Below are 14205 nucleotides of genomic sequence, written 5' to 3' on the forward strand. Positions count from 1 at the left end.
CTATTAAATCCAATTCCTGGCTGAGTATATGGGTGATAATTATAAAATTTACAATTAACCGGGCGCTTTGGTAGTACTTTTTTAAGGGAAGAGCCGGACCATTTCCCGTTCAGGGCCGTTTTTTCAACAGGACGATATAAACTGGAAAATGATCGCTGTATCCGCCCCGGTAAAGTTCTCCCGCGTAACTGCGCAGGGGATAGCCTTTATAAGGTCCGGTATTTTCGATAAGCGCATCGTTCTTAAACACGGCATTTTTGTAAAAGAAAAAACCAGACTGATCCTTATCCAAAAAACCTTCTGAAACCAGGATCTGGTCAAAAAGACTCCAGGCGTCCTGGTAAGCCAGGGTGCCCATACCGTTTTTGTAGAGTGCCATCCAGGGATTATACAGCTGTCCCATTTTAATGATGCCTGTATTGCCTGTAGCCTGCAGCCCTTTTACCATGCTATTGTTTACCGGCTCATCGTTAAAGTCGCCCATCACAATGATTTTGGTCATGGGGTTGTGATTGAACAGGGTGTCTATAAATTTTCGGATGGTAAGTGCTGCAGCCATTCGACCAGGCTCCGATTTTTTTTCGCCTCCGTAGCGGCTGGGCCAGTGGTTTACAAAAACCTGAACCCGTTCGCTATTCAGCAGGCCGGTTACCCAAAGGATGTCGCGCGTATACGCGGAGGTTTTAATCCCTTCGGGAAGCGATACATATAAGGGCCTGCTTTTGAGTACGCGAAAATATTTTGGATTGTATAACAAGGCCACATCGGCACCCCGTGCATCTTTTGAATCATAATGCACATACCGGTAATGACGACCGGCCAGCAACGGGTGTTGTGTCAGAGCATCGAGTACAGCGCCGTTTTCAACTTCCGATACGCCCAGGAGGGCCGGCCCTTCGGGATTTGTTTCCGTGCCAATCCGGGAGATAACGGTTGCAAGGCGGGTGGTTTTTTCATGGAAGACCGTGCTGGTATAGGCTTTAGAACCATAGGGCGTAAAGGTTTCGTCGTCGTACCGGCCATGAAAAACGGTATCATAAAAATTTTCGAGATTGTAAAATGCGACGATGGCCGGCTGGTAGGAGCGGGGCTGTGCGAACAGGCTGATGCAGCAGAAACTGATAACAGCCGGCGTCAGCAGGAATGGATTTTTTTTCATATCATTCAGGTTAGATAAGGAGACTTATAGATCTCCGGGTTTTCAAATATAGATATGCAGGCTTTAGAACCTTGGCTTGATCTTTTTCTCGCAGATTCCGCAGCTATGCACAGATTTTTAAGTCGATCTTTTTTCGCTCACGAATTTCACGGATGTGCATAGATTTTAAATCGATTTATGGGAATCCGTGTCATCTGTGAGCGTCTTTTCATCCTTAATTAATAATTCCTATCAGGCTCTCTTTGCTTATTATCAAACTGCAATTAAAATTCACAAGCAAGCCGAGTTTCTTTCCTGATAACTTTAAATACGTTACAACTGCTTTTATGAAGATTATGTAACAGTTCCACGGACTTGATTTCAATGATCAGCATATCTTTTACCAATATATCGAGCCTATCTCAATTTCAATTCCACATTTTCATATACAACCGGTAATCCTGCCTGTGTTTTGTCTTTTCTTCCGTTTTGAACCAGCTCGTACGCCAGTGCCGCTTCGTAAACAACCTCCAGTAATCCCGATCCTAAAATACGATGCACTTTAAATAGAGCATCTCTGACCTGGTAGGTAAGTTTATTGATATTCAATAGATGCTTATATAGGTTGTGTTGATTCATACAGCACCTGCAAAATTTATAGCATCCGGTGCGCGCTTTGTTTCTATTGCGAAGATTGGAAAACATTCTTAAATAAAAAATTTTCAATATTCAATGTTTTTGTTATATTTACGGTAACCTATCAAAAACGATCACAAATGAAAACCACCATCGTGCTAACGCTTGCGTTCCTGTACCTGTCTGGGAATGCACAATCCCTTCCGCTTCTGAGCACTTATGATACCATCCCGGGAACCGATTCACTTATCGGAGATCTGAAAACTGAAGTGTTGGAGCAGCTACCCGTCATCAGCCTGAATGAGGGAGATCCGGATGAAGGCAGTAATAGCACCGTTTCATCGGTACTTTCCGCGGGAAGAAATCCCTTTCTGGCTGCGGTTGCTTTTCGTTTTTCGCCAGTACGTTTCCGGCTCCGGGGATATAACAACGGCGATGCAGTCTATTTGAACGGTGCGGATCTTACCGGACTGGACAATGGCTTTGCGCCTTTTGGCTTATGGTCCGGTCTTACCAATATGATGCGTTCCCGCCAAAACGCCTGTGGATTGGAAGCGGCTGATTTTGCTCCGAACAGGTTGGGGCTGCATATCAATATCGATATGCGTGCAGGTGTACAATGGGCACAGACACAGGCGGGCTATGCGCTGTCGAACCGGAACTATCGCCACCGGTTCCTGCTGACGCATGGTTCGGGCTTTAATAAAAATGGCTGGGCATATAGCTTTATGCTCAGCACCCGTTATGCAAAGGAAGGTTATGTACCCGGTACTTATTACCGCAGTCTGAGTTATTATGCGGCCATTGATAAAAAAGCAGGTGCCCGGAATGTTTTTTCCTTTATTGCGTTTGGAGCACCCACAGAAAGTGGTCGGCAAACTGCCAGTGTACAAGAGGCCATGGACCTGGCCGGTACGCATTTTTACAACCCCTCCTGGGGATATCAAAACGGAGAAAAAAGGAATGCAGCCGGCACCACTGCATTTCAGCCGGTTTTTATGGGCGTATATGAATATAAACCCAATATAAAAACGAGCTGGATGACCACGCTGGCCTATATTTTTGGAAAACGGAAACTATCCGGATTCGATTGGTACAATGCGCCGGACCCGCGGCCGGATTATTACAGGTACCTGCCCGGTTATTATGCCAAAACCCAACCCGATGCTGCTGCTGCATTGCGTGCATTAATTGCTGGAGATCCGGGCCTGCTGCAGGTGAACTGGAACCGGCTCTACGAAGTGAACCGGGCTAATAGGGTAACCATTCGCAATGTGGGCGGTGTACCTGGTGAAGATGTCAGTGGCAACCGGTCCCTTTATATTTTGTCCAACCGGGTCAATACCCTGCAGCGCTATGTAGCGAGCACTGTATATCGTTCAAAACTTTCCGGCCGGATCGGGTTGGCGGCGGGTGCAGGCTATCAGCGCCAGGAAAACGAGCATTACCAGGAAGTGAAAGACCTGCTGGGAGGCGATTTCTGGCTGAATGTAAATCAATTTGCAGAAAGAGATTTTCCAAATGATGCCGGGGCTGTACAATACGACCTGGACCATCCGGATCAGCTAAAAAAGGAAGGAGCACCCTATGGCTATCATTACCGGATGACCATGAGCCGTATAACGGCATGGGCGCAGCTTATGTTTACCGGACGCCGCCTGGATGGTTTCTTGAGCATCAATGCAGTTCAAACGCAGTTCTACCGACAAGGGCTCAATCGGAACGGGCTTTTTCCGGATGACTCTTACGGCCCTTCTGCCCGTCAGCAATTTATTGATCCGGGTATTAAAACCGGCATCACCTACAAACGCAATGGCCGGAATTATTTCTTTATCAGCGGAGGGTATTTTCGCACGCCACCCTTATTTGATAATGTATTCATTGCCCCCCGCACCCGGAATGCACTACAGCCGGATCCATTGAAAAGCGAAACTTTTTGGTCCGCGGAAACAGGGTATAAGCACAACAGTCCGCGTTTGCGGATTGGTCTTACCGGCTATTATACAGCAATAAGAGATGTGTATGATGTTATGACCTTTTATCACGACCAGTACCGGAATTTTGTCAACTATGCCATGAGCGGTATTCATACGGTCCATTTTGGTGGTGAGATGGGGGCGGAGATAAAGCTCAATGCAGCGTGGAGTTTGAACGGAGTGGCTTCGGTGGGGCGGTATTATTACAACGGTCGTCCACATGCGATTGTAACCGTAGATAATGATGCCGCAGTGTTGACGGAGCAGGTCGTATATCTGAAAAACTTCCGGGTTCCCTCCACTCCGCAAAATGCATACAGCGCCGGCTTTTTTTACCGCTCGCCGCGGTACTGGTTTTTTAGTTTGAGTGGCAATTATTTTGGTCAATCCTGGCTGAGTGTAAATCCCATCCGGCGAACAATAGCAGCCATCGGGGATGCGGATCCTGCATCCTCCGACGTACAGGAACGCATCAATCGGATGACCGTCCAGGAAAAATTTCCGGCACAGTTCACATTGGACCTTTTTGCTGGCTGGTCAAAGCGCCTGCGCTATACTATTCATAAAAAACCGGTGTACCTGGTATTCAGTCTTGGTGTAAACAACCTGCTGAATAATAAAGACATCCGTTCCGGAGGGTTTGAGCAACTGCGGTTCAATATGGAAGACAAGGATCCGGACAGCTTTCCTCCAAAATATTATTATGCCTATGGGCTGAATTATTATGCCAGCTTAATGCTTCGGTTTAAATAATCGAATCACGTGGCATTGTAACCTAAAAATCAATTTTATGAAAACATATATTGCTGTGCTAAAGACAAACGCAATCCTGTTTTGGATATGGGTTTTGATCATCGCCTGTAACCGGGCCTTTGACGTTCCTTCTGTAAACACCGATCCGGAGATACCGGTAAACATGACTATTGCCGGGTTAAAAGGGCGTTACCAGGGGTACGGTATTTTTCAAAAGATCTATGATGACATTACGATTGCAGGTATTGTAACGGCCAATGACCGCTCCGGGAATTTTTATAAACAGATTGTGATACAGGATGAAACCGGCGCCATACCGGTATTACTGGATGGAAACAATGTGTATACTTCGTATCCGGTGGGCAGACGTGTTTTTGTAAAACTGAAAGGTATGATGCTGGGCGACTACGGGGGCACCATCCAGCTGGGGCTGGATTCTGTGCGCGATGGAGGCTACCTGAACCTGGGAAGGGTTCCTGTTGTACAGTTCGACCAGTTTATTGTTAAAGGCTCGTTTGGTCATACAGTAGTGCCCAGGGTGATAACGCCTGCAGATCTTTCAACGAATATAAAAGATCCGTTGCAAAGTATGCTGGTGCAATTCGAGGGCTTCCAGTTTGCAGACCGGGATACGTCTAAAACCTATGCGGATCCCGAAAAAGGCGTAAGCGCTGTAAATTTTACTATCCGTAATTGTGAGCGGCAATCGATGGTATTAAGGAATAGCAGTTATGCCAGTTTTGCTTCCTTAAAAGTACCTTCCGGAAATGGTGCCATCACGGGTATTTACAGTATTTTCAATGCCACGCCGCAGCTCTTTATACGGGATACGGGAGATGTACAGTTTTTGCAGGCCCGTTGTGGCCAGGAGGCGCGGGTGCCTCTTACTATTGCGGCGCTAAGGCACGTATACCAGGGTGCAAACCGGGCGCTGGGCCGGTATATAGTAGGAGGTACGGTCATTTCGGATGCCGGCTCCGGCAATATTGAAGCCGGCTCCGTCATTCTTCAAAGCGGCAGCAGTGGTCTGATAGTTGATATGGGAGGCTCCCATACTTACCACACCGGTGATTCGATCCTACTCCTGCTTTCGGATGCGGATTCGCTGATCAGTGATCAGGGGGCATTAAAATTGAAGACAAACGCGCAGTTTGAAAAACCTGTACCGGTTGCAACAGGCCTTATCGTGCCACCAGTTATAAAAACGGTGGCAGAAGTGCATACGGCACTGAGCCTGCCACCGGGCGATGCGGGGAATATTGAATCTACATTGATTACGGTTACGGATGCCTGGGTAGCCCCCGGATTTTTTTTAGGTAGTCATACGCTCAACGACGGCAGCGGCACCCTTGAGTTATATACGAAGGAACAGGCCGCGTTTGCAGCAGCAATGATTCCTTCCGGTAACCAAAGCTGGACGGGCTATGCCGGAAATTTTAATGGTATCAAACGATTTTATATCCGTAATACAAAGGATGTTACCGGCTTTGTGCCTTCGGTACCATTTATGCTGCTGTTCAGTTTTGCAGGCGTTTCCGATAAAACCGGAATGATCGATCCTACACCGTTACCGGCGATCCATCACCTGGAGGTAACACCGTTCAAAGCCGTTGGTGTAAGCGATCGATCCAATGCAAGCGGGCGTTTTTCCTTTGCCGGCTGGCCCACGGGTGCCATCAACGGATCGGATGTATTCAGCGGGGTGGAGGATGAAGGGCGGTATTATGAAGTAACCATTGCTCCTTCGGAAGGGTTTGTCATGCATCTTTTCAAAATGCTCTTTACGTTGCGACGTTCCGGTACTGGTGTGCGGCAAGTGTCGGTTCGCTCGAGCCTGGATCATTTTAAGGAAAACCTGCCGGTATCTGCCGATAATAAGAATGTACAGGTTGTGGCCGGCCGCGTGTTGCAGATAAATGACGCTTCAACGACCGACAACGAAGGGTGCACAGTAACGATGGGCGCGGAGTTTTTGGATCTGGAGCGGCCGGTTACCATCCGTTTTTATGGATTCAACAGCGAAGCGGCAGGAGGTACGTTTAGTATTGATGATGTGCGGATCACCGGAAGCACGCGGTAACCGCCGGGAATGTAAAATATAGCATATCCAATTTAAAATTTGGAAGGGATGATCTTCCGCTGGACCAGGATGGTGTCCAGGAAACGGCATCTTACGTTTAAGTTGTCGTTTCTTCGCCGCAGAGCACGCTCGGGTATGACAAATTGCGCACTGGTTTTGCGCGTGCTCTAAAAAAAATCGCAGAAAAAATGCCAGAGGCGCCCTCTGTGTATCTGTGGCAATTATAAAAATTGCTTGAGAAAACGACATTGACTTACATTGGTTATTTTAAATTCCGGCAAGAATTGGATTCCAATTTAAAATGGAGCCGTGTTGACCGCTTTTGGGGGAGTATCCCGAAAAGTGTGTAAGTTAAAATCGAGGTAAAATAATCGTAGAACTTATACCTTCAATCTGTCACCAAAAATAATCAAGAACTGGTTCAGGACAATGCCCCAATTTCTGATGGGCATTGTCCATTTTTTTGATGCTTCCCTGAGTGCCAGGTAAACAGACTTCAGTACAGCATCATCGTTGGGAAAAGAAAGCTTATTCTTTGTGTATTTTCTGATCTTGCCATTGAGGTTTTCGATCAGGTTGGTGGTGTAAATGATTTGCCGGATATCAATGGGGAAGTCGAAAAATACGGTCAGTTCCTCCCAATTATCCTTCCAACTTCGGATGGCATAAGCATATTTACCAGCCCATTTTTGCTCAAAACCATCCAGAGCAGCTGCCGCAGCCTCCCTGGTAGGAGCGCCGTAAATATCCTTCATGTCCCGGGTAAACTCTTTGCGGTCCTTCCAGACCACATAACGCATGCTGTTGCGGATCTGGTGCACCACACAGATCTGAGTGGAGGATTCAGGGAATACCGTTCTGATGGTAGTGGTAAAACCATTGAGGTTGTCGGTGGCAGTGATCAGAATATCCTGCAGACCACGGGATTTTAGATCAGTGAGCACGCTGAGCCAATAGGCCGAAGTTTCATTCTTGCCCAGCCACATGCCCAACACTTCCTTATAACCGTCTGTGCGCAGTCCTACGGCGATATAAACGGTTTTATTGATCACTTTGCTGTTCTCCCGGACCTTGAAAACAATACCATCCATCCAGACAATCAGATATACTGTTTCTAAAGGGCGGTTTTGCCAGGCGATAATGTCCTCTGCTACACGGGAAGTGATCCGGCTGATGGTACTGGAGGAAACATCAAATTTATAAACATCTTTTACATGCTCCTGGATGTCCGATACGCTCATTCCTTTGGCGTACATGGACACCATAACCTCTTCTAGGCCCTCAACCATGCTCTCCCGTTTGGGTACCAGTATCGGGTTAAAACTGGCTTCCCGGTCACGTGGAACCTCAATTTCCATTTGCCCGTAACCGGTTTTTATTTTCTTTTTGCCATGACCATTGCGCGCATTGGGGTTATCACTTTGCTGATGCTTGTCGTAGCCCAGGTGATCATCCAGCTCACCCTCAAGCATTTTTTCAATAGCCCGTTTTTGAATGCTGCTTAAGAACTCATTGAGCTGCTCACCTGTCTTGAACTGCTTCAAAAACTCGTCCGATAAGAAATCTTCCGTTTTCATTTGTTCATATTGTGTTTAAAGTTAAAAAATCGAACCCGTTATGACTCGATTTTAACTTACACACTTTATGAAACAGTGTCGCTTTTGGAAAAGACGCCGAACAGGAACGGCGTCTTTCCTTTTACATTCAATATTTTAAATTGCTTATTTTACATTTCTAACTTCCTTGTTTTCGCAGGTACTTCGTAAGAATGACAATGGTTTGCCCTTCGATCTTTCCTTCAATTTGTTCCGTATTTCCCTCCACAAGGCGGATGTTTTTTACAACCGTTCCCATTTTTGCATTCAGGGTTGAGCCTTTTACATCGAGACTTTTGGTAAGCACTACGGTATCTCCGTTCTGCAATATGTTCCCGTTGCTGTCCTTATGCAGGTCTACAGTGCCATCGTCTTCATGATCGCCGGTTGCTTTTGCCCAGGCCAGTGTTTCATCATCCAGGTACAGCATATCCAGGTTGTCTGCAGCCCAGCTTTCATTCCGCAGCCGGTTCAGCATCCGCCAGGCGGTCACCTGTACGGCCGGCACTTCGCTCCACATGGATTCGGAAAGACAACGCCAGTGTGCGGCATCCAACGCTTCCTTTTTCTCGATCTGTGCCACGCACTTACTGCAGATAAAGATCGTTTGGTTGGCATTGTTTTGCGTTTCAGGTGCTACTTTATACGCGCTTACACCTGTAGTGCTTTTGCAAAGTTCGCAGCCGTTCCGGCCTCTTTCTGTAGACTCGTTTGCCATGTTTTGATTTTTGCCGGCAAATGTAGGGTTTTTATCATATGGTGGCACTATTGCCGTATCCGCAGTAACCAGGTGTGGTTCCAAAGAATAAAATCAGCAAACCGGCGGAAACTGCGTACCTTTGCAGCCTTTATGTTGATCCGCCCTGTATTTGTTGGTCTTCCTCCGCTCAACAATAGGTACTGTTTGGCATAATACCGGTATCGTATCTACATTTTTTGTTGCTGACGCTACCTGATTTATTCATTTTAATTTTACTCAATTGTCATTTCATACATTACAACTGATTGATCCGATCCTCAAGGCATTAAACGATGAGGGTTATACCAATCCCACACCGGTACAGGAAAAATCCATCCCGGTGATTTTACAGAAAAGAGATCTGCTGGCCTGCGCGCAGACCGGCACCGGGAAAACGGCGTCTTTTGCGTTGCCGTTATTGCAATTGCTTTACAGTCAAAAACAAGCGCCATCCCGTCAACCCAAAGTGTTGGTACTGGTGCCCACAAGAGAGCTGGCCCTGCAGGTGTCGGAAAGTTTCGCCGCCTACGGCAAATACCTGCCATTGAAACAAGTAGTGATCTTTGGTGGTGTGTCGCAGCACAACCAGGTAAGGGCACTGGAGAAGCCGGTGGATGTGTTGGTTGCCACACCCGGTCGCCTGCTGGATCTCATCAGCCAGGGCTATTCCCTGATAAAAGAAATTCAATACCTGGTACTGGATGAGGCCGACCGCATGCTGGACATGGGTTTTATTCATGACGTAAAGAAGATCCTGGCCCGGCTACCATTGCAACGGCAGACCATCTTTTTTTCAGCGACCATGCCGCCGGAAGTGCAAAAGCTTTCCGATTCACTGCTGAAACAGCCGGTAAAAATAGAAATAACGCCACCATCCACAACGGTAGAAAAAATACAGCAATCGGTCTACCACGTAGAGAAACCAAACAAACCTGCCCTGCTGCTGCATGTACTGAAAGAAATTGCAGCTGAATCTACATTGGTTTTTGCAAGAACGAAATATGGAGCAGATAAGATCGCGAAAGGCCTGAACCGGGCAGGGGTCAGTGCGGCGGCCATTCATGGAAACAAATCTCAAAATGCCCGGCAGGCAGCACTTGGTAATTTCAAAACCGGGAAGATACGTGTACTGGTAGGAACGGATATTGCAGCAAGAGGGATTGACGTAGACGGTATGGGGTGTGTGATCAACTATGAATTACCCAATGTACCGGAAACCTATGTACACCGTATCGGCCGTACCGGAAGAGCAGGAGCCAGCGGCATTGCCGTATCCTTTTGTGATGCAGAAGAGCAGCCGTATTTAAAAGACATTCAAAAACTGATCGGCAAAACTATTCCCGTGGTGAGGGATCACCCTTTTGAAGCGGCAATTGTGCCACAAGCCGTTGCCTCAAAGCCCGCACCACCGGCTGAAAAGCCAAAGCAACACTGGAAACAAGGAAGGGCAAAGCAGTTTCATAACCGGCATAAAAACGCTGGTCAGCACAAAAGTACCGCTATGCGGAATGCATAGACTTTTCAACTTAGTGGAACCACAAAAACTCCGGGACACAAGACGCACTAAGGATGATACAGACTTAAGGGCTTCGTGTTTCTTAGTGACTTGGTGTCTTCGTGGTGAAACCATTACGGAACCACAAAGACTCCGGGGGGCAAAGATGCACGAAGCATACGGCGTGAACCCTTACCTGCCTCAACCGCTGCCAGTTAGCATATTTATGTTTTATGACAATATTTAACAGGAGCTGTCAGGAAAAAATGGTACATTCAGCGTCTGTTAATTACTCCACTGATTGTTCTACTGTTTTAGTAAGGCAACCGTATAGTAACCCTAACCTGTATATCGGCTTACTTAAAACAATAACAATGAAATATTCTTCAATCATTACCGGTGCCGGAGCTTATATACCCGGAGAGATTCAAAAGAATGATGACTTTAAAGACCATGTATTTTACGAATCATCCGGTGTTCCTGTGGTTGCCGGAACCTGTGTGGTTATTGATAAATTTAAACTGATCACTGGTATCAGTGAGCGGCGTTATGCACCGGCACATATCAATGCTTCTGATATGGCAGCGGCGGCAGGGTGGCAGGCATTAACGAATAGCGGCATCGATCCCGAAACACTGGACCAGATTGTGGTTGCACATAATTTTGGAAATGTTACCTACGGTACGCTGCAGTCGCAAAATGTACCAACGCTTGCCAGTAATGTAAAACATATTCTGGGTATTCACCGGCCCGAATGTATTGCTTATGATGTGCTGGTGGGCTGCCCGGGCTGGTTGCACGCAGTGATTCAGTCTCACGCCTGGTTTACCGCAGGCATGGCAGCAAAAGTATTGTTGATCGGTACAGAAACCTTATCTCGTGTTCTTGATGCATCCGACCGGGACAGCATGATCTTTGCAGATGGCGCCGGAGCGATTGTAATGGAATACCAGCCCGAAGCTCCGGGACAACCTGGCATCCTGGGTTGCTGCGCGCAAACGCATAGTATAGAAGAGGTGGATTATATAAATATGGGCAGCAGTTATAAGCAAAACGGCAGCGATGCCCTGTTTATTAAAATGAAGGGCCGGAAAGTGTATGAATATGCTTTAAAGCATGTGCCACTGGCCATGAAAGCATGTCTTGATAAGAGCGGGATCCATATTCGAGAAGTGAAGAAGATCCTGATTCATCAGGCCAACGAGAAAATGGATGAAGAAATTGTAAACCGGCTTTACGGACTGTATGATGCTACGCCGCCGCAGGATGTAATGCCCATGAGCATCCAGTGGCTGGGCAACAGCTCGGTGGCCACTATTCCCACCTTATATCATCTTATACGAAGTAATAAGGTAGCCGGACACACCATTGCTGATGGAGATATCATTCTTTTTGCTTCGGTAGGAGCAGGAATGAATATCAATGCGGTTTGCTACCGGGCCTGACATTGGTTACGTAAGATAGCCGGCATATTTGTTAAAGTGCATGCCCTTATGCTACAGTTACCAGCTTTGTAAATCCATCTCCATAGAAAATACGCGCCAGGTCTTCATTGCCTGTTCTTTCGTATTCAGCGATCCGTCGTTCCTCTACGATCCGCCAAAAATTTTTAACTTTCAATTCATGATAGTCGGCAGTTTTAATAAACAGGCCTTTAACGGATGAACGGCTTTTAAACCGGATCTCAAACAAGGGATGATCCAAATTTTGTACAGCACCAGCTATTTGCTCGTATGTCATAATATAGGAGATTGGTTCAGCAATCTATTCTGAAATAAAAACATGCCACCGGAGCCAGTTAAATACCGATAGTTCACTTTTGGCTTCTTCCGGAATATTGAAATGAATTTTTTGTTCAATAATCTTTCCTTCACGCAGCGTAAAACGCTCTGTGAGCGAGGCATAAAAGTTTATAAGGAACAGCACCTGGTCCCCATTGTTCTTGTCAAAAGCTCTTCGGCTGGGTTGCCCTTTAAAAATATGATCCCCTTTTGCCCAGTTATAACCTGTATGTACAAGGTCCTGTTTTTGAAAAAGCATGGCATTTTTTTTGATTCACTAATAATAGGCCACCATCCCGTGACGGAACCCGCTGTCATACAGTCGCTCCTTCCGTACCGATAAAAATGTGCGCCGTGCACTGGTTCTTTGTTAAAAGCACATTACGTATAAGAGATACCAGATCCATTCATGCTACTTCAGGATCAAAGACCCTTGTTTTCACCATCAGGTTTCCGGAACAGACCTGATCGTTTATTTATATTGATTTGGCTTAAAACGGAGTGAAGAAAACATTTCGAAAAATGGCAACCAGTGTGCATCCCGGTAACCAGGCGATCTTCCGTGTTAATGAAGATAATCCTTTTATTTCATACTTCTGGAAATTATTTTCACGAAGTAGACGGCACATCTTCCGGATCGATCCGGCATAGATGATTTCAACACGTGCGAAAGCATTGCGGCAATGAGCTAACAAACTGCTAACAACGGCATTATCCGTTATTTGAAAACAAAAAGGGGCTATTTGCGGCATTATACCTACCTTTGCAGGGTTAGTTTGAGTCACTGCTCTATTATAAGCACTTGCTTTTTCAGCTTTTCCGCTTTATATATTTGCCTTTTCTCGAATCATTTTTCAGATTAATAAAATTAAAACAATGAACATTTTTGTGTCCAATCTTGGGTACAGTTTCAGTACTGAAGACCTGAATGAATTATTTGCAGCCTATGGAACCGTAGACACTGCACGGGTAATTACCGATAAATTTACCAAACAAAGCAGGGGTTTTGGCTTTGTGGAAATGCCGGATGATGCCGCTGCGGCAAAAGCTGTCAGAGACCTGAACGGATCTATGCAGGACGGCCGCCCGATTAAAGTAATGGAAGCCCGTCCCAAGGAAGAAAAGAGCGGCTATTCCCGCTGGTAATATACACGATGATATACACGATGCCGGTTCAATATTAAAAGACGTTTAAAAGAATACACTATGGATGTACACGCAATCGAAAAATTTTTAGCCTCGGCTACTAAGAACGCAGGGGCCGTAAACATTCACTTTAAAGACCGTTCTACTGTAACCGGCATTTTTATCAGCTCGCGCGATTATGAAGAACTAAAGGCGAAAAATTTTTGGAGGGTAGTGAGTTCAAAAAACCTGCAGCAATGGGAGCGTACGCGGGACGTAAACCTCTCCCGCTTATTTAGCGGATCCGGCTTCACCCGGCTTAGTGCAGCTGCCAAATAATGCTTTATCGCAACATTAAAATCATTTATTCATTTAAAACAATCGAATGGGAGAAACCTGGAACAAAAGAGAAAGGGAACAAAAAAAGCGAAACGCTAAAAAGCAAAAAGAAGAAAGAAAGCAGGAACGCAAAGAGCATTCCGGCAAGGCCAAAGGCCTGGATGATATGCTGGCTTATGTAGATGAATACGGCAACCTTTCATCCACACCGCCGCCTGAACGAAAAGCGGTAAAGATCGACGCCATACCTCCGGTAGTTGCCAATAGCCGGGAGCTGAATGCAATTGATGATACCCGGAAAGGGGTGATCACCTTTTACGACAGCAACAAAGGGTACGGATTTATAAAAGACAGCGCCACCGGCGAAAGTATTTTTGTACATGTGAATGCAGCTTCTGTACAACTGAAAGAACAGTTAAAAGTTGCTTTCGAAGTGCAGAAAGGACCCAAAGGCATGGTTGCTGTAAACGTAACAGCTGCATAACGGCTGAATCCGGCCTCGCAGCCGGAGACGCCGTTTTGAAGATGCAGCTCCCAATAAAAGTGCT

At 46.3% G+C, this 14205-nt stretch carries 13 protein-coding genes; 7 read left to right on the forward strand and 6 right to left on the reverse strand.

What is annotated here, in order from left to right; all coding sequences use genetic code 11:
• Nucleotides 1–109 precede the first annotated feature (109 nt).
• Together LL912_RS18875 and LL912_RS18880 are read right to left on the reverse strand one after the other, a co-directional pair.
• Nucleotides 110–1159 (reverse strand): endonuclease/exonuclease/phosphatase family protein, encoded by a 1050-nt coding sequence (locus LL912_RS18875; RefSeq protein ID WP_235555159.1) that lies wholly within the window; start codon nt 1157–1159, stop codon nt 110–112.
• 396 nt (nt 1160–1555) lie between these two features.
• The gene (locus tag LL912_RS18880) at nt 1556–1777 is read right to left on the reverse strand and encodes a GxxExxY protein (RefSeq protein ID WP_235555160.1); all 222 of its coding nucleotides are present in this window, start codon (nt 1775–1777) and stop codon (nt 1556–1558) included.
• 137 nt (nt 1778–1914) lie between these two features.
• On the opposite strand from LL912_RS18880, the gene LL912_RS18885 reads away from it, so the two are divergent.
• Together LL912_RS18885 and LL912_RS18890 are read left to right on the forward strand one after the other, a co-directional pair.
• A complete protein-coding gene (locus tag LL912_RS18885; protein WP_235555161.1) occupies nt 1915–4503 on the forward strand; it encodes a TonB-dependent receptor in 2589 nt (862 codons plus the stop codon).
• A 37-nt stretch (nt 4504–4540) separates the two neighbouring features.
• Nucleotides 4541–6583 carry a DUF5689 domain-containing protein gene (locus LL912_RS18890; RefSeq protein ID WP_235555162.1) on the forward strand — a complete coding sequence of 681 codons (2043 nt, stop codon included), beginning with the start codon at nt 4541–4543 and terminating at the stop codon, nt 6581–6583.
• Between the two features lie 380 nt (nt 6584–6963).
• On the opposite strand, the gene LL912_RS18895 is transcribed toward LL912_RS18890, so the two are convergent.
• Together LL912_RS18895 and LL912_RS18900 are read right to left on the reverse strand one after the other, a co-directional pair.
• The gene (locus tag LL912_RS18895; RefSeq protein WP_235555163.1) at nt 6964–8160 is read right to left on the reverse strand and encodes an IS256 family transposase; all 1197 of its coding nucleotides are present in this window, start codon (nt 8158–8160) and stop codon (nt 6964–6966) included.
• Between the two features lie 157 nt (nt 8161–8317).
• Complete coding sequence (locus LL912_RS18900) at nt 8318–8896, reverse strand: PhnA domain-containing protein (RefSeq protein WP_235555164.1); 579 nt, start codon at nt 8894–8896, stop codon at nt 8318–8320.
• 262 nt (nt 8897–9158) lie between these two features.
• Between LL912_RS18900 and LL912_RS18905 the strand changes: the two genes are divergently transcribed.
• Both LL912_RS18905 and LL912_RS18910 read left to right on the forward strand, forming a co-directional pair.
• Nucleotides 9159–10433 carry a DEAD/DEAH box helicase gene (locus LL912_RS18905; protein ID WP_235555165.1) on the forward strand — a complete coding sequence of 425 codons (1275 nt, stop codon included), beginning with the start codon at nt 9159–9161 and terminating at the stop codon, nt 10431–10433.
• A gap of 353 nt (nt 10434–10786) precedes the next feature.
• A complete protein-coding gene (locus LL912_RS18910; protein WP_235555166.1) occupies nt 10787–11857 on the forward strand; it encodes a 3-oxoacyl-ACP synthase III family protein in 1071 nt (356 codons plus the stop codon).
• A gap of 46 nt (nt 11858–11903) precedes the next feature.
• Here LL912_RS18910 and LL912_RS18915 read toward each other — a convergent pair whose 3' ends face one another.
• On the reverse strand, nt 11904–12152 hold the full coding sequence (locus tag LL912_RS18915; protein WP_235555167.1) for a hypothetical protein: 249 nt from the start codon (nt 12150–12152) through the stop codon (nt 11904–11906).
• A 24-nt stretch (nt 12153–12176) separates the two neighbouring features.
• Nucleotides 12177–12452: a hypothetical protein gene (locus tag LL912_RS18920; protein ID WP_235555168.1), complete on the reverse strand. Its 276-nt coding sequence runs from the start codon at nt 12450–12452 to the stop codon at nt 12177–12179.
• A 617-nt stretch (nt 12453–13069) separates the two neighbouring features.
• On the opposite strand from LL912_RS18920, the gene LL912_RS18925 reads away from it, so the two are divergent.
• Genes LL912_RS18925 through LL912_RS18935 form a run of 3 tightly spaced genes read left to right on the forward strand, consistent with a single transcriptional unit; the run spans nt 13070 to nt 14141 of the window.
• The gene (locus LL912_RS18925) at nt 13070–13339 is read left to right on the forward strand and encodes an RNA recognition motif domain-containing protein (protein ID WP_235555169.1); all 270 of its coding nucleotides are present in this window, start codon (nt 13070–13072) and stop codon (nt 13337–13339) included.
• Nucleotides 13340–13399: 60 nt separating this feature from the next.
• Nucleotides 13400–13657, forward strand: coding sequence for a short-chain dehydrogenase (locus tag LL912_RS18930; RefSeq protein ID WP_235555170.1), 258 nt, complete (start codon nt 13400–13402; stop codon nt 13655–13657).
• Between the two features lie 46 nt (nt 13658–13703).
• Nucleotides 13704–14141, forward strand: coding sequence for a cold shock domain-containing protein (locus tag LL912_RS18935; RefSeq protein WP_235555171.1), 438 nt, complete (start codon nt 13704–13706; stop codon nt 14139–14141).
• The last annotated feature ends 64 nt before the right edge of the window (nt 14142–14205 follow it).

It is taken from the genome of Niabella agricola (genome assembly GCF_021538615.1).
GTDB classification, from domain to species: Bacteria; Bacteroidota; Bacteroidia; order Chitinophagales; family Chitinophagaceae; genus Niabella; species Niabella agricola.

What these genes read in the sequence shown, in the direction of transcription:
- LL912_RS18875 (WP_235555159.1), bottom strand. Translation starts at nt 1,159, where the DNA reads ATGAAAAAAAATCCATTCCTGCTGACGCCGGCTGTTATCAGTTTCTGC.
- LL912_RS18880 (WP_235555160.1), bottom strand. Translation starts at nt 1,777, where the DNA reads ATGAATCAACACAACCTATATAAGCATCTATTGAATATCAATAAACTT.
- LL912_RS18885 (WP_235555161.1), top strand. Translation starts at nt 1,915, where the DNA reads ATGAAAACCACCATCGTGCTAACGCTTGCGTTCCTGTACCTGTCTGGG.
- LL912_RS18890 (WP_235555162.1), top strand. Translation starts at nt 4,541, where the DNA reads ATGAAAACATATATTGCTGTGCTAAAGACAAACGCAATCCTGTTTTGG.
- LL912_RS18895 (WP_235555163.1), bottom strand. Translation starts at nt 8,160, where the DNA reads ATGAAAACGGAAGATTTCTTATCGGACGAGTTTTTGAAGCAGTTCAAG.
- LL912_RS18900 (WP_235555164.1), bottom strand. Translation starts at nt 8,896, where the DNA reads ATGGCAAACGAGTCTACAGAAAGAGGCCGGAACGGCTGCGAACTTTGC.
- LL912_RS18910 (WP_235555166.1), top strand. Translation starts at nt 10,787, where the DNA reads ATGAAATATTCTTCAATCATTACCGGTGCCGGAGCTTATATACCCGGA.
- LL912_RS18915 (WP_235555167.1), bottom strand. Translation starts at nt 12,152, where the DNA reads ATGACATACGAGCAAATAGCTGGTGCTGTACAAAATTTGGATCATCCC.
- LL912_RS18920 (WP_235555168.1), bottom strand. Translation starts at nt 12,452, where the DNA reads ATGCTTTTTCAAAAACAGGACCTTGTACATACAGGTTATAACTGGGCA.
- LL912_RS18925 (WP_235555169.1), top strand. Translation starts at nt 13,070, where the DNA reads ATGAACATTTTTGTGTCCAATCTTGGGTACAGTTTCAGTACTGAAGAC.
- LL912_RS18930 (WP_235555170.1), top strand. Translation starts at nt 13,400, where the DNA reads ATGGATGTACACGCAATCGAAAAATTTTTAGCCTCGGCTACTAAGAAC.
- LL912_RS18935 (WP_235555171.1), top strand. Translation starts at nt 13,704, where the DNA reads ATGGGAGAAACCTGGAACAAAAGAGAAAGGGAACAAAAAAAGCGAAAC.